This is a genomic window from Paracoccus sp. P2, assembly GCF_046335115.1.
Classification (GTDB): Bacteria; Pseudomonadota; Alphaproteobacteria; order Rhodobacterales; family Rhodobacteraceae; genus Paracoccus; species Paracoccus pantotrophus.
The window spans coordinates 1-23,069 of the sequence record NZ_JBGOSN010000015.1 but is presented as its reverse complement, the minus strand read 5'-3'; the positions used below and the strand labels follow the sequence as shown (position 1 = coordinate 23,069).

The following is a 23,069-nucleotide window of genomic DNA, read 5'->3' as shown; positions in this document are numbered from 1 at the left end:
GTAATCATATTGAGCAAAACCCGAGGATTTTACTGAACGGGCGGCATTCCGGTTGTTGCGGCTTTATATTGGCAACTATCGGTTGAATTGAGTGGATTTCGCCATGCCGGAATGCGATGCTGGGCAAAGGCAATTCGCAATCGAAGGTTGTTGATATGGCGGGTGTGATGCAATTTTTAATTGAAAGCGTCTCGGCTTTCTACATCGGCCACAGCCTGGTCGGCACGACGCTGCCGGGCATGATGCAGGGCCTGCTGGAAGAGCCGGTGGAAATGCAGATCCTCAACGGCGCCCCGCTCGAATGGCAGTGGAAGGAGGCGCATCACGCGCAGGGGGTGAACGGGCGCGAATGGCTGCCCGACCATGCCGTGGACGCCCTGGTCATTACCGAGCGCGTGCCGCTGGCCCCGGCGATGGAATATCACGACAGCCTTGGCTATGCCGCGAAATGGGTCGAACTGGCGCGGCAGTCCAATCCCGGGGTCAAGCCCTATCTCTACCAGACCTGGGATTATATCGACCCGGATTCGACACGGCCGTGGCGCGACCGCATCCTGGCGGACCTGCCGCAATGGCAGTCGATCGCCGATCACGTGAACCTCGACCTGCCCGAGGGGGCCGAGCCGATGCGGCTGGTTCCGGTGGGGCTGGGCATGGTGCGGCTGCACGATGCCGCCGAAGCGGGCAAGGTTCCTGGCGCGACCTCGATCCGCGACTTTTTCGGCGACGACATCCATCCGACCGAGCAGGGCGGGTCTTACTACATCGCCATGATCCATTACGCGACCCTGACCGGCAAAAGCCCGGTCGGGCTGACCAACCGTATTCCCGGCGGCAGCGGTCCCTATCCCCTCGTGCCCAAGGAGCAGGCCGCCGTGCTTCAGGAACTTGCCTGGCAGGTGGTGCAGGAGTTCGCCGCCGACTAGCGGCCGCGCGCCCATTCCTGGCGGTTGCGGCCCAGCCGCACCGCCAGCGCCACGGCGGCATAGGCGGCGAAACCCGGCGGATCGGCGGCGGCCAGCCGGGCGAGTTCCGCCCTGCCGGGGCGGACATGGCCCTGGCGCGGGGGCAGGTCGGGAAACAGCCGGGCGATCTCGGCCACGCCGGCGTCCTGGCGGCGCCGGACCCGGACCAGCGGCCCGAACCCCTCGGCCAGCGGCCATTCATAGGGCTCGTCCACCAGGAAACGCTCGGTTTCCGCGAATTGCAGCCGGGCGAAGGTGTCGTCCGAGATGACCTGCGGGAATGCCCCCCAGCGCGCGCGTCCTGCTTCGTTCACCGCGAAAAGCCCCGCGCCGGTGACGCCTTGGGCCACGAAGGGCAGCTTCTGCCAGAACCGGGCATAGGCGCGCGACACGGCGCTGCGCGCCGGTGCGACCACCAGCCGCCCGCCGGCATAGCGCGGCACGTCCGCGTCCAGCACGCGCATGATTCCCGACAGAAGGCGCGGTCCCATGCGGATGTCGGCGTCCAGATACAGCCGCACGCCCGGCCCGGCGCAGCCGTCGCCGTGGTTCAGCGCGCCGATCTTGCCGCCCTGCGCCAGTTCCTCGACCCGCAGCCGCCAGCCGCGCGCGGCAAAGGCCGACACATGGGCGCGGGCGCGCGCGGCGGTGTCATCGCGGCAGCCGTTGGCGACCAGGATCAGCTCGACCGGGCCGCCATGGTCCTGGCCCAGGACATGATCGAGGCAGGCGTCGATATAGGCGGCCTCGTCATGGGCGGGCAGGATGATGGTGCAGGGGGTCATCGGGTCGGCGCCGGGCTTTCGGACGGGCCGCGGCCGAATCGAGCGGCCCGGCAATCGGGGGCCGCGAATTGCGCGCCGGGGCCGACGGCCGGCGGCAACAGGGGCAAATGGCCGCGCGACGCCGGGAAATGCCGGGCATTGTCGGGATCGGGCCGGTTTTGGGTTGTCGCATTCATGGCCCCGACGCTACCATGCCGCTGCCGGGAAAGTCACCGGCAGGCCGCCGGCCTTGGGACGGCGCCGTTTCACCAGAGGCAGAGGGGCAACAGGTTTGACGCCCGCGAAAGGGAACGACCCGGACAGGATGCCGGTTGGGCAGGCTGCGCGCGATGCGGCGCAGGGCCATGTCTCCAGCAAGTTCATCCGGCGCGAGGCGGCCCTGACCGCCATGGACGCGAAACATGCCAAGATCAGCGCGCAGCGGTTTTCGCTGTTGCGCACCCGCATCCTGCGCGAGATGCGCAGCCGCGGCTGGAGCAAGCTTGCCGTGGTGCCGGTGACGCAGGGTGCTGGCGGCACCTTCGTCGCGGTGAACCTGGCCCTGGCGCTGGCCCGCCAGCCGCATACGCAGGTGACGCTGATCGACCTGGATCTGGGCAGCCCCAGCGTGGCCGGCCAGCTGGGCATTCCGGGCTGCAGCGCGGTTTCGGCCGCGCTGGCCGGGGGCGGCGATCTGGACGCGCTGGTCTCGCGCGTGGACGAGGCGCCGAACCTGTCGGTCCTGGCCCCGGACCGGGCCGAGCCGGACGCGGCCGAGCTTTTGCAGGACGAGGCGCTGGCCCAGGCCATGCGGCGGCTGCACGACCGCCACCCCGCCCGGATCGCGGTCATCGACACCGCCGCCCTTTTGGGCGAGGATGCGGCGCTGGCCGCCCTGCCGCTGGCCGATGCGCTGCTGCTGGTCGCCGACGGGCGCCGCGGCACCGCCTCGGACATGGCGGAATGCGAAAGGCTGCTGGTCGGCATGCCGCCGGTGATGGGCGTGGTCCTGAACAAGTCGGAAGACTGAACAACGAATAGACAGGGTTCAAGATTTGGGACCGATTCAATCCTTGCAGGATCTGATCTCGATGATCTGGCGGCGCTTGCCGCTGGTGCTGACGATCGTGGTCCTGGGCGTGCTGACCTCGTTCTACCTGATCGTTTCCTCGCCCCGCGTCTACGAGGCCTCGGCGGTGATCCAGCTGGACATGCCGGCCGCCATCGACCAGGGCAGCGACAGTTCGCTGCCTGCCTCGCGCCGGGTGCAGCTGATCGAACAGCGCCTGATGGCGCGCGCCAACCTGCGCGAGGTGATCGAGCGGCTGGGGCTGTTCGCCGGCACCCCGTTGAGCGAGTCGGAAAAGCTGGTGGCGCTGCGCAACTCGACCCGGATCGAAAGCATCGCCGCCCCCGGCGTTTCGGTCGATTCCCGCATGTCGCTGGCCGCCATCGTCATCACCGCCCAGGCCGAGACGCCGACGACCGCGGCCGCCATCGCCAATGACTTCGCCAACAGCGTGGTCAACCGCGACCGCGAGAACCGCCAGGCCCGCATCCTGGAGGCGCAGGAATACCTGCGCAGCGAGGAAAGCCGTCTGAACGAGCAGTTGTCCGAACAGGAGCGCAAGCTGATCGAGTTCAGCGCCCGCAACGAGGATGCGCTGCCCAGTTCGCAGGAATTCCTGCAGACCCAGCTGGCCCAGCTGACCGAGACCGAGACGGCGCTGGACCGCGACATCATGACCTTGCAGCGCGAGCGGTTGTCGCTGGAGGCGGGGGGGCTTGCGGCCGAGGCCCGGCCCTCGGCCTCGCTGGTGCAGCAGATCCGTACCGCCGAGATCGAACTGGCGCAGGCGCGCCGGACGCTGGCGCCCGACCATCCCGAGATCCGGCGGCTGGAGGAAAACCTGAAGCTGCTCAACAGCGGCACCGGCAGCGGCGGACCGGACGTGGTTCGCCGCCAGGCCGAGCTGATCGAGGCCCAGCTGGCCAGGCTGAACGAACAGAAGGCCGGGATCGCGTTGCGCCGCACCGAGATCGACCGGGCCCGCGCCCGCGCCCCCGAGGTCAGCCGCGAGCTTGAGGCGATGACCCGCCAGCAGCGCCGGTTGCAGGACCGCTATAACGAGATCTCGCGCCAGCTGGCCCAGGTCGAAACCCAGCAGATGCTGATGCAAAACGACCAGGCCGAGCGTTTCGTGCTGCTGGAGCGTGCCTTGCCGCCGGAATATCCCGCCATGTCGAACCGCAAGAAAAGCGCGGTGATGGGGGCAGGGGTCAGCGTCGGGCTGGCGCTGGCCGCGGCCTTTGTCCTGGAGTTGCTGAACCCGGTCTTGCGGCGCAGCGAGCAATTCGCCCGTGCCACCGGAACCCGGCCGGTGATTTCCTTGCCCTATCGGCAGACGGCGGCCGACCTGCGCCGGCGCCGGCTGCGCAACATCTATATGGTCCTGCTTCTGGTGCTGGGCGTCCTGGTCGCGCTATGGATGATCGGCAAGGTGCCCGGCCTGCCTTCGCCCGGCGTCGTGCCGATGCCGACCGACGGGATGGGCTGATGAGCGGGCAGGGCGGAAGCGAAACCGCCGCCGCGCCGGGCCGCAGCTTCGCCTCGCGGGCCCTGGGCAGCGGGGCCTGGTCCATGGCCAATTTCGGCCTGGGCCAGATCATGCGCCTGGGCTCGAACCTGATCCTGACCCGCATCCTCAGCCCCGACGATTTCGGCCTGATGGCGCTGGTCACCAGTTTCCTGATCGGCCTGACCATGTTCAGCGACATGGGCTTCGGCCCCTCGATCATGCAGAGCAAGCGCGGCGACGAGCCGGATTTCCTCGACACGATCTGGACGCTGAAGATCATCCGGGGCTTCCTGATCTTCGGCGCGGCCATGGTCATGGCCTGGCCGTTGGCGGTCTTTTACGACGCGCCGCTGTTCGGCTGGGTGTTTCCGGCTGCGGCCTGCTCGATGATCGTCGGCGGCCTCCTTCCGACCCGCATCGACACGGCCGCGCGCCATTTGCAGCTGGGCCGGCTGACGGTGATCGAGCTGTGCAACCAGCTGATCGGCATCCTGCTGACCGTCGCCGCGGCGCTGATCCTGCAATCGGTCTGGGCGCTGGTCTGGGGCAATGTGCTGGGCGCGCTGGTCCAGCTGCTGATGTTCCGGCTGTTCCTGCCCGGACACCGCAACCGGCTGCGGATGGAGCCCGAGGCCCGCGCCGAGGTGATGAAATTCGGCAAGTGGATCTTTTTCAGCACTATCTGCGGCTTCCTGCTGTTTCAGGGCGACCGGATCATCCTGGGGCGGGTGCTGACGCTGAACCAGCTGGGCATCTACAATATCGGCCTGTTCCTGGCCACGGTGCCGGCCATGCTGGGGTCGTCGATCGCCGGGCGGCTGTTCATCCCGATGTATCGCCAGCATCCGCCGGCCGAAAGCGCCGAGAACGCCCGCATCCTGGCCCGTACCCGCGCCGGGCTGACGGCGCTGCTGCTGGCGGTGGCGGTGGCGCTGGCCTGGGCCGGCCCGCCCCTGGTCGAGCTGCTCTATGACCCGCGCTATGCCGCGGCGGGGGGCATCCTGGTCGCCATCGCCTGCATCCAGATGCTGCAGGTCATCCCGCTGAGCTATGAATCGGCGGCGCTGGCGGCCGGGGATTCACGCGGCTTCTTCGTCGTGCAATCCACCCGCGCGGCGATCTATTTCGCGCTGGTCGCGGGGGGGGCGGTGCTTTACGGCCTGCCGGGGCTGTTGATCGGGCAGGCGCTGGCGCAGCTGTTGTGCTATCCGGCGACGGTCTGGCTGGCGCGGCGGCATGGTTGCTGGGATCCGCGCCACGACCTGATCGCCGCCGCACTCGCCCTTGTCGCGGCGGCGACGGCGCTGAGCGGCCATCGCGATGCAGTGCTGGCCGCGATGTCCCCCTGAGGCGTGCCGGCCGGCATTTTACCCCTTCCGGTTCCGCGTGGCCTGGCGCTATTGCTGCCGGAACGTCACGAGGAGGAGGCACCGGATGAGCGACGACAACACCCCGCGCAAGTCCCGCATCACGCGGGAAGAGGCTCTGGCCTATCACCTGGAACCCCGTCCGGGCAAATACGACATCGTGGCCTCGACCCCGATGGCGACGCAGCGCGACCTGTCGCTGGCCTATTCCCCCGGCGTGGCGGTCCCGGTCGAGGCCATCGCCGAGCGGCCCGAGACCGCCTATGACTATACCGTCAAGGGCAACATGGTCGCGGTGATCTCGAACGGCACCGCCATCCTGGGGCTGGGGAACCTGGGCGCGCTGGCCTCGAAGCCGGTGATGGAGGGCAAGGCGGTCCTGTTCAAGCGTTTCGCCGATGTGAACGCGATCGACATCGAGCTGGATACCGAGGATCCGGACGAGATCATCAATGCGGTGCGGCTGATGGGCCCGACCTTCGGCGGCATCAACCTCGAGGACATCAAGGCGCCGGAATGCTTCATCATCGAGCAGCGGCTGAAAGAGGTCATGGACATCCCGGTCTTCCATGACGACCAGCACGGCACGGCGGTGATCTGCGCGGCGGGGCTGATCAACGCGCTGGAACTGTCGGGCAAGAAGATCGAGGACGTGAAGATCGTGCTGAACGGCGCCGGCGCCGCCGGCATCGCCTGCCTGGAGCTGCTGAAATCCATGGGCGCGCGGCATGAGAACTGTATCATGTGCGACACCAAGGGCGTGATCTGGCAGGGCCGCACCGAAGGCATGAACCAGTGGAAATCCGCCCATGCCGTCGTGACCGAGGCGCGCACGCTGGACGAGGCGATGCAGGGCGCCGACGTGTTCCTGGGCGTCTCGGCCAAGGGAGCGGTGACGCAGGACATGGTGCTGTCCATGGCCGAGAACCCGGTCATCTTCGCCATGGCCAACCCCGATCCCGAGATCACCCCCGAGGAGGCGCATGCCGTCCGCCCCGACGCCATCGTCGCCACCGGCCGCTCGGACTATCCGAACCAGGTCAACAACGTCCTGGGCTTTCCCTATCTGTTCCGCGGCGCGCTGGACATCCATGCCCGCGCCATCAATGACGAGATGAAGATCGCCTGCGCCCGCGCGCTGGCGGAACTGGCGCGCGAGGACGTGCCGGACGAGGTCGCCGTCGCCTACGGCCGCAAGCTGCAATTCGGCCGCGACTACATCATCCCGACGCCCTTCGACCCGCGGCTGATCCATGTCGTGCCGCCGGCGGTGGCGCGCGCGGGGATGGATACCGGCGTCGCCCGCCGCCCGATCATCGACATGGAGGGCTATGTCCAGTCGCTCAAGGCGCGCATGGACCCGACCGCGGCGATCCTGCAGGGCATCCATGCCCGCGCCCGCCAGGCCCAGGCCCGGATGATCTTTGCCGAGGGGGACGACCTGCGGGTGCTGCGCGCCGCCGTGGCCTGGCAGCGCGGCGGCATGGGCCAGTCCATCGTCGTCGGCCGGGAAAGCGACGTGCGTGAAAAGCTGGAGGCCGCCGGCCTGGGCGACGCCGCGCGCGAGATCACCGTGGTCAATGCCGGCAATTCCCGCCATCTCGAGCAATATCACGAGACGCTTTATGCCCGCCTGCAGCGCAAGGGCCATGACCGCGAGGACGCGGTCAAGCTGGCCAATCGCGACCGCCATGTCTTTGCCTCGCTGATGCTGGCGCATGGCCATGGCGACGGGTTGGTGACGGGGGCCACGCGCAAGAACGCGCATGTGCTGGCCCAGATCGGCACGGTCTTCGACGTGACCCCGGCCGACGGCGCGGTGGGCATCACCGCGGTCCTGCACAATGGCCGGGTGATCCTGATGGGCGACACGCTGGTCCATGAATGGCCCGAGGCCGAGGATCTGGCCGACATCGCCACCCGCGGCGCCCATGTCGCGCGCGGCCTGGGGCTGGAGCCGCGCGTGGCCTTTCTGTCGTTTTCGAACTTCGGCTACCCGATCAGCGAGCGCGCGGTGAAGATGGCCCATGCGACCGAGGTGCTGGACGCCCGCCGCGTCGATTTCGAATATGAGGGCGAGATGACCGTGGACGTGGCGTTGAACCCGTCGCAGGCGGCGAAATACCCGTTCTCGCGGCTCAAGGGGCCGGCCAATGTGCTGGTGGTGCCGGCGCGGCACTCGGCCTCGATCTCGGTGAAGCTCTTGCAGGAAATGGCCGGGGCGACGGTGATCGGGCCGATCCTGACCGGGGTGCCGCAGCCGATCCAGATCTGCTCGACCGGTTCGACGGTGAACGACATCCTGAACATGGCCGCCATCGCCGCGGGGCGGCTGGGACAGGTGAAGTAACCCGCCCCAAACCAAAGGCGCCCCCGGATCGGGGGCGCCTTGCCTGTTGCGTCGGGATCAGAACCGATACGAGGCGCGCAGCTGCACCAGATCGGTGTCCAGGTCGCGGCCGCTGATGCCGGTTTCGTCCTCCAGCACGTCCTTGAAGTCGCTGCGGCTGTATTCCGCGCCGACGGTGAAGCGCTCGGTGACCTTGAAATCGGCGCCGAGACCATAGGTCAGCCCGGTTTCCGAGAAATCATCGACCGAGATCCTGGCCGCGCCCAGCGTGACATAGGGCAGGAAGCGGCCCATGTCGGCACCGGCACGCAGCCGCAGCCGGGTCAGGTCGCCGTCGTCATAGTTCTCGTCGGGCGAGATCTTGTTGTAGTCCAGTTCGCCGCCCAGCACGAAGCGGCCCAGGTCGTGCTGATAGCCCGCATGCAGGCCATAGCCGTCGTAATCGCCGAAATCGGCCAGCGCGCCGCGATTGCTCAGGTCGCCGCTGCCCTTGCCGTATTGCAGACCGGCATAGAAGCCCGTCCAGTCGCTGTCCGAAACGGTCGTCACGGGCGCCGGTGCCACGACCGGCTGCTCGACCACGGGGGCGACATAGCCACCCGCATAGGCGCCACCGGCGATCAGCGAAACCAAAGCTGCGTATCCGACTTTCTTCATGGTGTTCTCCATTTAACTCGGACCGTCTGCCTACCACCCGGGGCCGGGATTGGAAGGCTTGGCGGGGTCGTGGCACGGACAAGTGACGGCCCGTTAGCCGCAGAGATGAAAGGCGATGAAAAAAGCCTGCCGATACAGGGGCTTCGCGCTCAAGCCGGCGTGATTGGGCGTGATGCGCGGTCAGAGATTTTGTCTAACAAATTGATAATGAACGAGTTTCAGCTTCCGGTTTCGTCGATCTGCCCAAAGCATTCGCCGCGCTCGGCCTGGCGCTGGCGTTCCCGGAAACGGGCGCGGTCGGCCTCGCTATATTCGCCCACGCAGCGATGGCAGCAGACGCCGGGCTCATATTCCGGGCGGGTGCGGTCCTCGGGCGCCAGCGGGCGGCGGCAGGCGTGGCACAGGTCGTAGCGGCCCTGCCGCAGCCCGTGGCCCAGGCTCACCCGCTTGTCGAAGACGAAGCATTCGCCGCGCCACAGGCTTTCCTCCTCGGGCACCTCCTCCAGGTATTTCAGGATGCCGCCCTTGAGGTGAAAGACCTCTGCCACGCCCTCGCCCAGCAGGAAATTGGTGGATTTCTCGCAGCGGATGCCGCCGGTGCAGAACATGGCGATGCGCTTGTTGTGGAAGCGATGCGCATTCTCGCGCCACCAGGCGGGAAAGTCGCGGAAGCTGCGGGTGCCGGGATCGACGGCGCCGGCGAAGGAGCCGATCTCGACCTCGTAATCGTTGCGGGTGTCGATCACCGCCACGTCGGGGGCGCTGATCAGCGCATTCCAGTCCTGCGGCGCGACATAGCGCCCGACCGCGGCGGTGGGGTCCACCTCGGGCTGGCCCATGGTGACGATCTCGCGCTTCAGGCGGACCTTCATGCGGCCGAAGGGCATGGCCTCGGCGGTGCTTTCCTTCCATTCCAGCCCCGCGCAGCCGGGCAGGGCGCGGATATGCGCCAGCACCGCGTCGATGCCTTCGCGGGTGCCGGCGATGGTGCCGTTGATCCCCTCGGGCGCCAGCAGCAAGGTGCCCCTGACCCCGTTCGTGCAGGCGCATTTGGCCAGCGGCGGCTTCAGCGCCTGGGGGTCCGGAAAGCGGGTGAAATGGTAAAGCGCGGCGACGATCAGCATGGGCTGGCCATAGCGCCGCAAGGATGTGCAATCAAGTTGCCGCATTGACGCCCCCGCCGCCTGCGCCTACCAATTTTCCTGGGAAACAGGAGAGGCGCCATGGCACGGGCCCTGATCGTCATCGACATGCAGCTGGATTTCTGTCCCGGCGGCCGGCTGGCGGTCGCCGGCGGGGACGAGATCGTGGCAGGGGTCAACGACCTGATGGCCGATTTCGACACCGTGGTGCTGACCCAGGACTGGCATCCGCAGGACCATGCCAGCTTTGCCGACAACCATCCCGGCGCAGCGGCATTTTCGCAAGTCGAGATGCCCTACGGCCCGCAGGTGCTGTGGCCGGCGCATTGCGTGATCGGCTCGGCGGGGGCGGGGTTTCATCCGACGCTGGCCGTCGATTGCGCCGATCTGGTGATCCGCAAGGGGTTCCGGCCGCAGATCGACAGCTATTCCGCGTTCTTCGAGAACGACCATCGCACCCCCACCGGCCTGGCCGGATATTTGCGCGACCGCGGCATGGACGACCTGGCCTTCGTGGGCCTCGCGCATGACTTCTGTGTCGCCTGGTCGGCCATCGACGCCGCCAAGCTGGGCTTTCGCGCCACCGTGATCGAGGAGGCCACCCGCGCCATCGACCTGAACGGCTCGCGCGAGGCGGCGCGCGAGGCGATGCGCAAGGCGGGGGTGGTGCTGGCATGATGATCCCGACGGTCGATATCGCCACCCGCGTCTATAACCACAAGTGGAAGATCGACCCCATCGTCCGCTCGCTGATCGACGACGATTTCTACAAGCTGCTGATGTGCCAGTCGGTGTTCCGCAACCGGCCCGACACGCAGGTCACCTTCAGCCTGATCAACCGCACCAGCCGCATCCGCCTGGCCGAGCTGATCGACGAGGGCGAGCTGCGCGAGCAGTTGGACCATGTCCGCGGCCTGTCGCTGACGCGGGGCGAAAGCACCTGGCTGCGCGGCAATACCTTCTACGGCAAGCGGCAGATGTTCCGCCCGGATTTCATGGAGTTCCTGGAGAAGCTGCGCCTGCCCGCCTATCACCTGGAAAAGCGCGACGGCCAGTATGAGCTGGTCTTCGAGGGCCGCTGGCCCGAGGTCATGCTGTGGGAGATCCCGGCGCTGGCGATCATCATGGAGCTGCGCTCGCGCGCCGTCCTCAAGGACATGGGCCGGTTCGAATTGCAGGTGCTCTATGCCCGCGCCATGGCCCGGCTTTGGGAAAAGATCGAGGAATTGCGCAAGCTCGGCCCGGACCTGCGCATCGCCGATTTCGGCACGCGGCGGCGGCACAGCTTCCTGTGGCAGGACTGGTGCGTGCAGGCCATGGTCGAGGGGCTGGGCGACGAGCGGTTTATCGGCACCTCGAACTGCCTGATCGCCATGCGCCGCGACATCGAGGCCATCGGCACCAATGCCCATGAACTGCCCATGGTCTATGCCGCGCTGGCCGACAGCGACGCGGAACTGCGCCAGGCCCCCTATCGCGTCCTCGCCGACTGGCACGAGGAGCATGACGGGATGCTGCGCATCATCCTGCCCGATACCTATGGCACCCAGGGGTTCCTGGAGCACGCGCCCGACTGGCTGGCCGGCTGGACCGGCATCCGCGTCGACAGCGGCGACCCGGCCGTGGGCGCCGAGACCGCGATCCGCTGGTGGCAGGAGCGCGGCGAGGATCCGCGCGACAAGCTGATCATCTTTTCCGACGGGCTGGACGTGGACAAGATCAAGGATCTGTTCCGGCGCTTCCACGGCCGGGCCAAGATCAGCTTCGGCTGGGGCACGCTCTTGACCAACGACTTCCGCGGGCTGGTGCCGGGCGACGGGCTGGCGCCGTTCTCGCTGGTCTGCAAGGCGGTGGCGGCCGAGGGGCGGCCGACCGTCAAGCTTTCCGACAACCCCGAAAAGGCCACCGGTCCCGAGGAGGAGATCGCGCGCTACAAGCGCGTCTTCGGCGTCGGCCAGCAGCAGCGCATGGCGGTCGTGGTCTGATCCGCCGGCTCGGTCGGTGCCTTGCCGCTGCCGTGGCATATTCCTTGCCGGAGGCGCCGGATGGCCGTCGAACGAGATCGCGCCGTCGTTACCGTCGTCTTGCAGCAAGACCCGGCTAATCGCGCGTCCGGCAGCGCCTGCCGCCGGCTTTGGCGGCTGGGACAGGGTGTCCCGCCGCGCGACGGCCGCGCCGCGCTAGAGCCGGTCGCGCCAGCGGTTCACCAGCGGATAGCGGCGGTCGAGCCAGAAGGCCTTGGTCGAGATGCGCGGCCCCGGTGCAGCCTGGTAACGCTTCCACTCGCTGCCATAAAGCAGGGTCTCGACCTTCTTGACCGTCTCGGGCTCGAAGCCCTGCGCGACCAGATCCTTCAGCGCCAGATCCTTCTCGACCAGCCCCTCCAGGATCGCGTCCAGCACCTCATAGGGCGGCAGGCTGTCCTGGTCCTTCTGGTTCGGGCGCAGCTCGGCCGAGGGGGGCTTCGAGATGATCTGCGGCGGGATCACCTCGCCCGCGCGGCCCAGCATCCAGTCGCGGTGGTTTTCATTGCGCCAGCGGCAGGTCTGAAAGACGCGGGTCTTGTAGAGATCCTTGATCGGATTGTAGCCGCCGGCCATGTCGCCATAGATCGTGGCATAGCCGACCGCGACCTCGGACTTGTTGCCGGTGGTCAAGAGCAGCTCGCCGAACTTGTTCGACAGCGCCATCAGCATCACGCCGCGCAGCCGGGACTGGATGTTTTCCTCGGTCGCGTCGGGCTGGGTGCCCGCCATCAGATGCGCCAGCGCCTCGCCGACCGCGTCGCGGGCGCCCTCGATATGCACGGTGTCCAGCCGCGTGCCCAGCCGGGCCGCGCAATCGGCGGCATCGTCGAGGCTGGCTTGCGAGGTGTATTCGCTGGGCAGCATGACGCAGCGGACGTTCTCGGGGCCGATGGCGTCGGCGGCGATGGTCGCGACCAGCGCCGAGTCGATGCCGCCCGACAGCCCCAGCACCGCCTTGCGGAACCCCGACTTGCGCATGTAGTCGCGCAGGCCCAGCGTCATGGCGCGGTAGTCCTGTTCCCATTCGTCGGGCTGGTGGTCCATCCGGCCCGGCACCGCGCGCCAGCCCTGCGGCGTGCGGGTGAAATCGACATGCGCCAGCATCTCGTCGAAGGGGGCCAGCTGCATGACCTTGACCGCACCGCCATCCTCGCCGGGGTTCAGCACGAAGCTGCCGCCGTCATAGATCTGGTCGTCCTGCCCGCCGACCGAGTTCAGGTAGATCAGCGGCAGGCCGGTCTCGACCACGCGGGCGACCATATGGCCCATGCGCAGGTCCAGCTTGCCCCGATGATAGGGGCTGCCGTTCGGGACCAGCAGGATCTCGGCCCCGGTCTCGGCCAGGGTTTCGCAGACCTCGGGCCACCAGGCGTCCTCGCAGATCGGGCTGCCGATGCGCAGCCCGTCCAGGCTGTAGGGCCCCGAGATCGGCCCGACATTGAACAGCCGCCATTCGTCGAACAGCTGCTTGTGCGGCAATTCATGCTTGAGCACCCGCGCCGCCACCCGGCCGCCCTTGAGGATCCAATAGGCGTTGTAGAGCCGGTCCTCCTCGGCATAGGGGCCGCCGATGCCGATGGCGGGGCCGTCGGCGCAGTCGCGCGCCAGATCGACGATATGCGCCATCGCTTCCTGCGTGAAGCCGGGCTTCAGAACCAGGTCCTGGGTCTGGTAGCCGGTGATGAACATCTCGGGCAGGGCCAGCAGGTTGGCGCCGGCCTCGCGCGCCCTGGCCCATGCCTCGCGCGCCTGGGCGGCATTGCCGGGCAAATCGCCCACGGTCGGGTTCAGCTGTCCAAGGGTGATGCGGAACGTGTCGGTCATGGCGCTTCCTTACCGGATCTCGGCCCGTTGATAGGCGACGGCGCGGCAAAGGAAAAGTCGGGCTTTGCGCCGGTGCGCCCCTTGCGATAAACCGATGGCAAAAGCAGCAACGAGGCGGAGTGCAGCACCCATGAAGGCAGCCCTTGTCGCCTGCGCGGTGATCCTGGCCGGCGCGGGCATGGCCGGCGCGCAGGCGGTCATCACCAAGCAATATGACGACGGCGGCGTCTATGAGGGCACCTTCCGCAACGGCAAGCAGCACGGCCGCGGCACCTACAGGCTGCCCTCGGGCTACGAATATACCGGTGACTGGGTCGAGGGCGAGATCCTGGGCCAGGGCGTGGCGAAATTCCCCAACGGCTCAGTCTACGAGGGCGCTTTCGCCGGCGGCAAGCCGCATGGCAAGGGCAAGATCACCTATGCCGACGGCGGCAGCTACGAGGGCGACTGGCAGGACGGCCAGATCGTCGGGCAGGGCGTGGCGCATTACGCCAACGGCTCGGTCTACGAAGGCGGCTTCCTGAACGCGCTGCATGACGGCAAGGGCGTGCTGACCCAGCCCAACGGCTATCGCTACGAGGGCGACTGGAAGGCCGGCGTCAAGGAGGGCCTCGGCAAGATCACCTATCCCGACGGCGCCAGCTACGAAGGCGAGATGCGGGCCAACCAGCGTTCCGGCCAGGGCAAGCTGAGGATGCCGGACGGGCTGGTCTACGAGGGCAGCTGGTCGGCGGGGCAGATGGCCGGGCAGGGCAAGCTGACCCAGCCCTCGGGCGACGGCTATGAGGGCCGCTTCGCCAATGGCAAGCGCGAGGGCAAGGGCGTCGCCACCTATGCCAATGGCGACCGCTACGAGGGCGATTTCCGCGCCGACAAGCGCTGGGGCACCGGCACCTTCACCGGCACCGACGGCTATGTCTATTCCGGCGACTGGGTCGAGGGCCGCATGGAAGGGCTGGGCCGCATCACCTATCCCGACGGCTCGATCTATGAAGGGGCGCTGATGGCCGACCTGCCGCATGGCCGCGGCCTGATCACCTATCCGGACGGCGCCAGCTATGACGGCGAATGGGTCGCCGGCGTGATCGAGGGGCAGGGCGTCGCCAAATACGCCAACGGCCTGGTCTACGAGGGCGGCTTCAAGCGCGGCCGCAACGAGGGGCAGGGCCGCATGACCTATCCGGACGGCTATGTCTATAACGGCGCCTGGCGCGACGGGCAGCGGCACGGGCAGGGGCAGGCGACCTATCCCGACGGCACCACCTATGACGGCTCCTTCGTGGACGGGCTGCGCCATGGCAAGGGCCGGCTGATCGCGCCGGACGGTTTCCGCTACGAGGGCAGCTGGAAGCAGGGCGAGATCGACGGCGAGGGCGTCGCGACCTATGCCAATGGCGATGTCTATAGCGGCCATTTCGTCATGGGCAAGCGCCAGGGCGCGGGGGTGATGCGCTATGCCACCGGCCAGGTCGCCTCGGGCGAATGGGAGGACAACCGCCTGGCCGTGCCCGCCGAGGGCGCGGCAGTGCCCGAGGGCGCCGAGACGCCAGATGGGGCGGTGCCGCAGGAGCCTGCCGTGGCAGAATAGGCCAGGGTTCGGGGCGACCGTCCGCCTTCGCCTTGTTCGTGTCGGATGCTGCGGGCGGCTCTCCCATCATGGGATCAGAAGAGCGAGGCGGTCCAATCTGATTCGCGGCCTGACAACATGTGCTGTCGGAACTGGACCCATTGCGAACTCGTTTCGCCCGTCGTCCCGCGAAGGACACCTTCCCACCAGCGGTGGAGCTCTTGCTTCTTGCCTACACGATTATGCTGCCGTGACTCCCTCCCGCGACCAGCGGAAATCGCTGCCATCAATCCACATTCTGTGCATGATCACGGCAAGGCGTCGGGCCAGAGCCACAACCGCCTTCTTGAGGCCGGCTCGCTTTGCCAGGCTCATGGCCCAGGCTTTCAGCCATGACCATTTCTTGACCCTGCATGCTCTTGCGCTTTTCGGCACCCGATTGCGCCAAGATTCCGCACCCAGTCGCGTGATCCTTCGGCGCCTGCCCGCCGCCAAAACAATAGTGATTCACGAAATCCAGGTTTTCACGGCGAACGGCGCTTGGCGTGAATACACGGATGTAAACTCGTGAAACGCGAGCTCTGTCTCGCCGGGCATATAGGGCACGGCCTCGCTAGCGGTAGTTGTAAACCTCGCCCGGATGGCCGGTGTCAGGCGGATCGTTCCATGAAAACACCCGGCCATCGTTCGCGCGATGGTTCGCCCGCACCTGATCGTCGTTCTAGCAGCGCCAGACGTATTGGTCTGGCGACCCTGCCTGCTTCAAGGTCAGCCGAAGCGGAATGCCCTTGCACAGATAAGCATCGAACGTCGTCCGATACGCTTCCGTGTAAATCATGTTCATGTCAGAGAACCCCCGTGTCGCCGAGGATTCTCCAACAGAAACTGCCAAGATTCGGTTACAAGATTCGGTTAATGGTGCGGGCGTTGCGGCCCGTTCTAATCCACCAGTCGCACCGCCGCACTCTCGGGCCAATGCGCGAAGGGCAGCACCCGCCCGTTCCGCCGGCTTTCGGCCACCAGGTCCAGGTCCAGCTCGGCCTTGACCCAGCCTGGCACGTCCATCAGCCCCTCGGCCAGCACGCCGCTTTCCGGCCAGAGCCCGTCGGGGGGCGCATAGATCGCCGCGGCGCCGCGGTTCTCGTCGATGGCGGGGTTCCAGTCCACGCAGCCCACCGTCGGTGCCTGCACCACGACGCATTGGCTTTCCAGCGCGCGGGCCATGGCGCCGATGCGGACCCGGTTGAACCCCGCCACCGTGTCCGTGCAGGAGGGTACCAGCACCACCTCGACCCCCGCCTCGGCCAGCGCGCGGCCCAGCAGCGGAAACTCGCTGTCATAGCAGATCAGCACGCCCAGCCGCCCGACGGGCGTGTCAAAGACCCGCAGGCCGGGGGCGCCGACCACGTTCCAGTCCTCGCGCTCGAACCGGGTCATCACCTGCTTGTCCTGATGGCCGATCCGTCCCCGCGGCCCGAACAGCACCGCCCGGTTGACCGGGCGCGGCCCGTCGAAACAGGGCCCCGAGGCGGCCAGGATATGCAGCCGATGCCGCGCCGCGAGTTCCGCATGCAGCGCGTCGCGCGCGGCCTCGTGCCGGGCGACCTCGTGCAGCGAGGCCTCCAGGTCGCCCGCCACCTCGCGCCCGCCCAGCGAGGCCAGCTCCATCGCGCCATATTCGGGAAAGACCAGCAGATCGCAATCGGCGGCCTTCTCGACCCAGGCGCCGATCTTGGCGCGATAAGCGTCCAGATCCGCCAGCCAGTCGAAGGGATAGGCGGCGGCGGCGATTTTCACGATCCGGCTCACAGGGGTTTCATCCAGAATTGCAGGGATTTGCGGGTCGACCGGCTCTCGCCGATGTCCTTCCAGTCGAAACCGGCGACCACGCCCGGCAAGGGCGCATAGCCGCGCTTCAGCCAGAACCCGTCCAGCGGGCGATAGGCGGGGGGCCGCAGTGGGTGGTCCTCGGGGCGAATCACGCTGCAAAAGGCGCTGTAGCGGCGGCCAAGCGCCCGGGCCTGCGCCTCGCGCCCGTCGAAGAAGGCATGGCCCAGGCCATGGCCGCGATAGTCCGGCAGCAGCACCGATTCGGCGCAATAGAAGATCTCGTCCAGCCGCTCGGGCCGGTTGGCGAAGGCGGCGGCGAAATCGCCGGCATGGTCCTCCATCGGCGCGCCGGTCGCGGCGCCGACCATGCGGTCGCCGTCCCAGGCCGCGACCACCACCGCGCCGGGCGACTGATAGGCATGCAGGTAATCGCGCTCATAACCCAGGTCGCCGTCATAGAGATAGGGCCAGTCGCGGAATACCGCGATGCGCAGCCGCGCCAGGTCGTCCAGCACGGCGGCAACCGCATCCCCGGTCAGGCATTCGGTGCGGATCACGCCGAGACCTGCCCCGAGACCTGCCCCGAGACCTGCCGCGTCCAGTCGGCGAGGTTGTAATAGGTCGTCACCCGCGCGATCTTGCCGTCGCGGATGGTGAAGAAGGCACCGGCGGGCAGGACATAGGTCTGGCCCTTCGCCTCGGGCAGGCCCTCGTCGGTGGCCAGGTAGGTGCCGTTGACCACGAATTCCGCCGCCGCCCGGTCGCCGGCCTCATTGGCGAAGATCACCATGCCGGTCAGTTCCTCGCGATAGCTGCGGGTCATGTGGGCGTTGAACGCGGCGAAGGCCGCCTTGCCGCGGCGGATGCCGCCCTCGTTGACGTGATGCTCGACCTCGTCATGCAGATAGCCCAGCATCTCGTCGGTGCGGCCGGCGTTGAAGGCGTCGTAATAGGCGGCGATCAGGGCCTTGGTATCCATGGCGGTCTCCTTCTTTGGTCCCCCTCTAGCNTCGCGTTCGGGATCGGCCTTGAACCGGTGGCGGCTTCGATCCCTCGTCACTGGCCGGTCCAGGGCCTGGGCTTTCCGGACAGGAAGCGTTGGCGCCGGCCGGCTTCCCGATCCGGGCGTGCAGCGACCGCATCGTGGCCTCATCGATCCCAGCCTTCTTCCCGCCGCGTTCGAAGATGTCCGATGCCCCTTCGAGCAGCGCCTTCTTCCATTGATGGATCATCGTCGGGCGCACGCGGTATTCCGCGGCCAGCTCCGGCACGGTGCGCCCGCCCTTCGCGGCCTCCGGCGCCACCCGAGCCTTGAAGCCCGCGTCATGGTTCCTGCCTTTCGGCATCGTCCGATCCCCTCGTCCCTGGAGACCAGAAGACGGCGGATCGCAGCTTGCCGCACTGGCCGATTCTCGGCGGATANGTTGACGTGATGCTCGACCTCGTCATGCAGATAGCCCAGCATCTCGTCGGTGCGGCCGGCGTTGAAGGCGTCGTAATAGGCGGCGATCAGGGCCTTGGTATCCATGGCGGTCTCCTTCTTTGGTCCCCCTCTAGCGCGCCTGTTTGGCTGCGTCACCTCCGCCCTTTGGCGGATGCTTTTTTATTTTGTCTGTGGGAGTCTGAGGATTTCCTCGTGTTTTTTGATGGCCTGGTCGATGTTGTCGAAGATTGTGAGGCTTGCGTTGTGCAGGACGGCGCCCATGGTGCACATGTTGCGGATCATGGGCATGGAATGGCTGACGACGATGGCGGATGATCGGGCCATGCGCTCGGCGAAGACGCGCTGGGACTTGGCGCGGAAATTGGCGTCGCCGACGCTGGTGACCTCGTCGACCAGATAGGTGTCGAAATGGATGCCCATCGAGGTGCCCATGGCCAGCCGCGAGCGCATGCCCGAGGAATAGCTGCCGAAGGGCTGGTGGTAATGCTGGCCCAGCTCGGCGAAATCGGCGACGTAATCGACCAGCTCGTCGGTGTCCACGCCGTAGATGCGGGCCACGAATCGCACGTTCTGCGCCCCGGTCAGATCGGGGTGGAAACTGCCCGAGAACCCCACCGGCCAGGAAATCGTGCCGTCCGACAGCACCCGGCCGGCCGTGGGCAGCACGGTGCCGGCGATGATGCGCAGGAGCGTCGACTTGCCGGCGCCGTTGCGGCCCAGAAGCGCCACCGAGGCCCCAGTCGGGAACTCGGCGTTCAGATTGTCCGCCACCAGGGTCTCGCGGCCGTTGAGCCGGTAGATCTTGGTCAGGTTCTCGAGCCGGATCATGGCGCTAGCGGCGGTCGCGGACGCTGTAATAGACCAGCACCAGGATCGACCAGCCGGCCAGCAGCATGCCGGTGATCATCGCCCAGAGCCAGGGCCGGTCCGGCTCGGTCGGGCTTTGCGCCACCTTGGGCTCGATATGGGCGGCCAGGTAGCGGGCCTGGCGCTGCGCCTCGGCCAGCGCCGTCTCATGGGCGATGCGGGCCGAGCGATAGGCGCCCTCGGCGAATTCGCGGTCCACGGCGAGCTTTTCGTATTCCGCCATCAGCTGGGCATAGCTTTCGCCGGCCGGGCCCTGGCCCTCGGCGCCGAACTTGGCGCGCTCTGCCTCGATCAGCCGGCGCAGCGCGTCGATCTTCTGCTGGGACTGGGTGACGCGGTGGTCGGTGGGCTGGGCATTGTCCAAAAGCAGGTCATGGGCGACCAGCGCCTCGGCCAGCTGCGCCTGCAGCCCGCTCAGCACCCCCATCTGCCCGGCGAGATCGGCCTCGGGATCGACGATCTGCGAGCGCATGCGGAAGGCGGTCATGGCCTGGCGGGTCTCGGTCAGCTCGGCGCGGGCCTTGTCGAGCTCGGCCTTGGCCAGGCGGGTGGCGTCGTCCTGGGCGATGGTCGAGAGCTGGTTGATCTTGTCCGAGCTTTCCTGGAACACCGCCGCGGCGATCTGCTGGGCGTCCTCGGGGGTGAAGGCGCTGACCTTGAGGGTGATCAGCTGGGTGGTGCTGTCGTAGAGCACCTTGACCTGGCGCTGCCAGTAATCGGTCAGATCCTCGACATGGCCCTCGGGGTCGAAGGCGAAGACGAAGTCATGCGGCCAGGCGCGCGAGAAGCGGGCGCGCAGGTCGAGGCTGGCATCGATCCTTTCGACCATGTCCTGGCTGCGGATGTATTCGTAGAGGATGTCGGTATCCGAGGCGCTGCCGCCGGCGCCGGTCAGCGGCGCCAGCCCGCCCAGGAGATCGATCGAGGAGGTGGACTGTTCCTTGCGCACCGAGAAGCCGACGGTCGAGACATATTGGTCCTCGGCGCGCAGCCAGAGATAGCCGGCCCAGGCGAGGCTGGGCAGCACCACCAGCGCCAGGAAGGAGCCCAGGATCAGCCAGTGCCGGCGCCGGGGCTCGGCCATGCGGGCCGGCGGGCGCAGGGGCTGGGCCGGAGCGGGGGCGGGGGCCGGAGCGGGGGCCGGAGCGGGGGCCGGCGCGGGCGGCCGGGAGGCAGGGGGCGCGGCAGGGGGCGCGGCAGGCGGCATGGGCCGGACCGGGATCGGCTGGCCTTGCGGGCGCAGCGCCGGCGGCCTGGCCTGGGCTTGCGGCTGGGGGCCGGCCTGGGATGGAGCCTGGGATGGGGCCCTGGATTGGGGCTGCGCCTGGGAGGCGGCCGGGGCCGGCTGGCGATCCTGCGCCGCCGGCCCGCCTTGCCCCGATGGCTGGCCCGATGGCTGGCCCGATGGTTGGCCTTGTTGCGGGCCTTGTTGCGGGCCGGCCGGGGCGGCGGGCGGCTTCTGCGCCGCCTGGCCCGATCCTGGGCCCTGCTGCCGGCCGGCCGGGCCGGCGGGTTCCTGGGAAGGCCGGTCCTGGTCCATCGTCGCGCTCCGGGATTCGGGGGTATGGGATTCGGGGATCTGGGCTTGCGGGCCGGGTTTCGGGCCGGGTTGCGGGCCGGATGGCCGGGCGGGGCTGCCGCTCGGCGGCTTTCCGCCCGAGCCCCGCCGATCCTGCGGCCGCTCCTGCGGCCCATCCTGTTGCGGGCCTTGTTGCGGGCCGGCCGGGGCGGCGGGCGGCCGGCCCGGCCTGCTGCCTGCCGCCGGCCTTGGCGGCGGCTCTTGCGGCCGCGCCTGCGGCTGCGTCCCCGCCGCCGCGGCGTCGCCCGGCCCCTGGCCCCGCGATTGGGCCTGTGCCTGTGGCTGGGCCTGGGCCTGGATATGCGCCTGGATCCGTGCCTGGGCGCCCAGGCCCTGCTGGCCCTGGAAGGGGCGGGGGGCCGGGCCGGGCCGGGGCCGGGCGCCTGGGGCGGGCTGGGAGGCGGGCTGGATTGCAGGCTGGGATGCGGCCGGGGTTGTGGATTGCGATGCGGGTGCGGCCGGCCGGGGCGCGGCGGCCTCGACCGGCCGCGGGGCGGCGCCCGGCGCCCGGCTGGCCGGCTCGGCCGGCTGGCCGGCCTGGTCGCCGGCCGGTATGGAGGGGGTGGTCACGGGCAGCTGCGCTTTCGCTGGTTTACCTTTCGGCCGCAGTTGTTACATATTGCCGCCCGTCCAGGCCAGTGTTTGCGTTCACATGTCCGATACCGCCCCAGAAATCCGCCGCCCCCAGGGCCAGGCCGGCGCAGCCCGCCCGCCGCGGGTCCGCCGGCCGCAGCACCCGTCGCGCAACGGGCCGCGCTTTCGCATGCCGCGCACCGTGGTGGCGCTGATGCTGCGCGAGATGGCCACCAGCTATGGCCGCTCGGCCGGCGGCTATGTCTGGGCGGTGCTCGAGCCGGTGCTGGGCGTGGCGCTTCTGTCGGTGCTGTTCAGCATGGCGCTGCGCAGCCCCGGCCTCGGCTCGAACTTCCCGCTGTTCTATGCCACCGGCTACCTGCCCTTTGCCATGTTCACCGACCTGGCCAACAAGACTGCCGCCTCGATCCGCTTCTCGCGGCCCTTGCTGGCCTATCCCAGCGTGACCTTCCTCGATGCGCTGCTGGCGCGGGTGGTGCTGAACGCGCTGACCCATGTCGCGGTGATCGCCATCGTGATCGGCGGCATCTTCCTGGCCTATCAGCTGCCGGGGCCGGTGGACATGCCCTCGGTCTTCGAGGCGCTGCTGCTGGTGGCGCTGCTGGGCACCGGGGTGGGGGTGCTGAACTGCTACCTGATGAACGCCTTCCCGGTCTGGGAGCGGGTCTGGCACATCCTGACCCGGCCGCTGTTCCTGATCTCGGGGGTGATCTTCCTTTACGACATGATGCCGGTCCAGGCGCAGAACCTGCTGTGGTACAACCCGCTGATCCATTGCACCGGGCTGATGCGGCGCGGCTTCTATCCCACCTACGAGGCCGGCTATCTCAGCCAGGCCTATGTCGTCGCCCTCGCCCTCGCCCTCATGCTGGCGGGCCTCGCCCTGCTCGAGAGAAACCACCGCAAGCTCCTCGAAAGGTGAAGCCCCAAGCGGACGGGGCGGCCGGAACAGAAGGCCAGGACAGAAGGACGGATCCCCGGCATGCCAAGGCAAACGGGAAGGGGGCTCGTCCCTATGGTCAGGCCTCACAACCAATAGATGACGGTCGCGGCGAGGGCGCAGGCCGAGAGAAACAGGATGGGGCAGCGATCGTAGCGGGTTGCGCTGCGCCGCCAGTCCTTCAGTCTGGCGAACATGTTCTCAATCCTGCGGCGTTGGCGGTAGAGGCCGGCGTTGTGCGGGATTGGTATCTTGCGACCGGTGCGGGAGGGGATGCAGGGTGAAATGCCCGTCTCGATCAGCGCGTTGCGGAACCCGTCGGCATCCTAGCCCCGCTCCCCGAGCAGCGCCCCGGCCCGTGGGATAGACGACAGGAGCGCCCGCGCCCCGATATAGTCGGAGGTCTGGTCTGCCGAGAGGAACATCCGGATCGGGCGGACCTTCGCCTCGGCCAAGGCTAGAGAAGCAGGTCCGAGGCGTTCAACTGCTCCAGCCCGCCCAGCTCGATCGTCAGCTCGGCCGTGCCATCGCCGTCCAGGTCGACCAGAAGCCGATGCGCGCCGGCCTGCGACC

The 23,069-nt window shown here is 68.1% G+C and carries 18 protein-coding genes and 2 pseudogenes; 9 read left to right on the top strand and 11 right to left on the bottom strand.

The annotated features are described in order from the left end of the window. Positions 1 to 167 precede the first annotated feature (167 nt). Positions 168 to 926: a hypothetical protein gene (locus ACDP63_RS11450; RefSeq protein WP_231486677.1), complete on the top strand. Its 759-nt coding sequence runs from the start codon at positions 168 to 170 to the stop codon at positions 924 to 926. On the opposite strand, the gene ACDP63_RS11445 is transcribed toward ACDP63_RS11450, so the two are convergent. Next, positions 923 to 1,750 (bottom strand): glycosyltransferase, encoded by an 828-nt coding sequence (locus tag ACDP63_RS11445; RefSeq protein WP_024844123.1) that lies wholly within the window; start codon positions 1,748 to 1,750, stop codon positions 923 to 925. The two genes, ACDP63_RS11450 and ACDP63_RS11445, sit on opposite strands and share 4 nt — an antisense overlap. Before the next feature lie 304 nt (positions 1,751 to 2,054). Here ACDP63_RS11445 and ACDP63_RS11440 point away from each other — a divergent pair, with 304 nt between their 5' ends. The 4 genes from ACDP63_RS11440 (at position 2,055) to ACDP63_RS11425 (ending at position 8,025) form a co-directional block, all read left to right on the top strand. Next, complete coding sequence (locus ACDP63_RS11440; protein WP_024844124.1) at positions 2,055 to 2,759, top strand: chromosome partitioning protein; 705 nt, start codon at positions 2,055 to 2,057, stop codon at positions 2,757 to 2,759. Positions 2,760 to 2,802: 43 nt separating this feature from the next. Continuing rightward, a complete protein-coding gene (locus tag ACDP63_RS11435; RefSeq protein ID WP_409928079.1) occupies positions 2,803 to 4,287 on the top strand; it encodes a GumC family protein in 1,485 nt (494 codons plus the stop codon). Next, complete coding sequence (locus ACDP63_RS11430) at positions 4,287 to 5,657, top strand: oligosaccharide flippase family protein (RefSeq protein ID WP_024844126.1); 1,371 nt, start codon at positions 4,287 to 4,289, stop codon at positions 5,655 to 5,657. Before ACDP63_RS11435 ends, ACDP63_RS11430 begins: the two co-directional genes overlap by 1 nt. Before the next feature lie 85 nt (positions 5,658 to 5,742). Beyond that, the gene (locus ACDP63_RS11425; protein WP_024844127.1) at positions 5,743 to 8,025 is read left to right on the top strand and encodes an NADP-dependent malic enzyme; all 2,283 of its coding nucleotides are present in this window, start codon (positions 5,743 to 5,745) and stop codon (positions 8,023 to 8,025) included. 57 nt (positions 8,026 to 8,082) lie between these two features. Here the strand turns inward: ACDP63_RS11425 and ACDP63_RS11420 are convergent, their stop codons facing one another. Beyond that, a complete protein-coding gene (locus ACDP63_RS11420; protein ID WP_024844128.1) occupies positions 8,083 to 8,682 on the bottom strand; it encodes an outer membrane protein in 600 nt (199 codons plus the stop codon). Between the two features lie 218 nt (positions 8,683 to 8,900). Next, positions 8,901 to 9,806, bottom strand: a complete 906-nt coding sequence (locus ACDP63_RS11415) for a rhodanese-related sulfurtransferase (RefSeq protein WP_024844129.1) — start codon at positions 9,804 to 9,806, stop codon at positions 8,901 to 8,903. Positions 9,807 to 9,905: 99 nt separating this feature from the next. Between ACDP63_RS11415 and pncA the strand changes: the two genes are divergently transcribed. Further along, a complete protein-coding gene (gene pncA, locus ACDP63_RS11410) occupies positions 9,906 to 10,502 on the top strand; it encodes a bifunctional nicotinamidase/pyrazinamidase (RefSeq protein ID WP_024844130.1) in 597 nt (198 codons plus the stop codon). Then, complete coding sequence (pncB, locus tag ACDP63_RS11405) at positions 10,499 to 11,809, top strand: nicotinate phosphoribosyltransferase (protein WP_024844131.1); 1,311 nt, start codon at positions 10,499 to 10,501, stop codon at positions 11,807 to 11,809. The genes pncA and pncB overlap by 4 nt, the downstream gene beginning before the upstream one ends. A gap of 195 nt (positions 11,810 to 12,004) precedes the next feature. Here pncB and ACDP63_RS11400 read toward each other — a convergent pair whose 3' ends face one another. After that, a complete protein-coding gene (locus tag ACDP63_RS11400; RefSeq protein WP_024844132.1) occupies positions 12,005 to 13,675 on the bottom strand; it encodes an NAD+ synthase in 1,671 nt (556 codons plus the stop codon). Between the two features lie 130 nt (positions 13,676 to 13,805). Here ACDP63_RS11400 and ACDP63_RS11395 point away from each other — a divergent pair, with 130 nt between their 5' ends. After that, positions 13,806 to 15,263 carry an MORN repeat-containing protein gene (locus ACDP63_RS11395; RefSeq protein ID WP_024844133.1) on the top strand — a complete coding sequence of 486 codons (1,458 nt, stop codon included), beginning with the start codon at positions 13,806 to 13,808 and terminating at the stop codon, positions 15,261 to 15,263. Positions 15,264 to 15,482: 219 nt separating this feature from the next. Here ACDP63_RS11395 and ACDP63_RS11390 read toward each other — a convergent pair. The 6 genes and pseudogenes from ACDP63_RS11390 to ACDP63_RS11365 all read right to left on the bottom strand — a co-directional run. Further along, positions 15,483 to 15,632 (bottom strand): annotated as a pseudogene (locus ACDP63_RS11390) (IS110 family transposase); the annotation flags it as partial. Positions 15,633 to 16,181: 549 nt separating this feature from the next. Continuing rightward, on the bottom strand, positions 16,182 to 17,039 hold the full coding sequence (locus tag ACDP63_RS11385) for a carbon-nitrogen hydrolase family protein (protein WP_024844134.1): 858 nt from the start codon (positions 17,037 to 17,039) through the stop codon (positions 16,182 to 16,184). Between the two features lie 8 nt (positions 17,040 to 17,047). Next, positions 17,048 to 17,629: a GNAT family N-acetyltransferase gene (locus ACDP63_RS11380; protein ID WP_024844135.1), complete on the bottom strand. Its 582-nt coding sequence runs from the start codon at positions 17,627 to 17,629 to the stop codon at positions 17,048 to 17,050. Next, positions 17,626 to 18,051 (bottom strand): ketosteroid isomerase-related protein, encoded by a 426-nt coding sequence (locus ACDP63_RS11375; protein WP_024844136.1) that lies wholly within the window; start codon positions 18,049 to 18,051, stop codon positions 17,626 to 17,628. The genes ACDP63_RS11380 and ACDP63_RS11375 overlap by 4 nt, the downstream gene beginning before the upstream one ends. Before the next feature lie 624 nt (positions 18,052 to 18,675). Continuing rightward, positions 18,676 to 19,344: an ABC transporter ATP-binding protein gene (locus ACDP63_RS11370; protein ID WP_024844137.1), complete on the bottom strand. Its 669-nt coding sequence runs from the start codon at positions 19,342 to 19,344 to the stop codon at positions 18,676 to 18,678. A gap of 4 nt (positions 19,345 to 19,348) precedes the next feature. Beyond that, the gene (locus tag ACDP63_RS11365; protein WP_036764947.1) at positions 19,349 to 20,467 is read right to left on the bottom strand and encodes a capsule biosynthesis protein; all 1,119 of its coding nucleotides are present in this window, start codon (positions 20,465 to 20,467) and stop codon (positions 19,349 to 19,351) included. Positions 20,468 to 21,725: 1,258 nt separating this feature from the next. On the opposite strand from ACDP63_RS11365, the gene ACDP63_RS11360 reads away from it, so the two are divergent. Continuing rightward, a complete protein-coding gene (locus tag ACDP63_RS11360) occupies positions 21,726 to 22,478 on the top strand; it encodes an ABC transporter permease (protein WP_024845634.1) in 753 nt (250 codons plus the stop codon). Between the two features lie 104 nt (positions 22,479 to 22,582). Here ACDP63_RS11360 and ACDP63_RS11355 read toward each other — a convergent pair. After that, a pseudogene (locus tag ACDP63_RS11355) lies at positions 22,583 to 22,936 on the bottom strand (IS5/IS1182 family transposase); the annotation flags it as partial. Between the last annotated feature and the right edge of the window lie 133 nt (positions 22,937 to 23,069).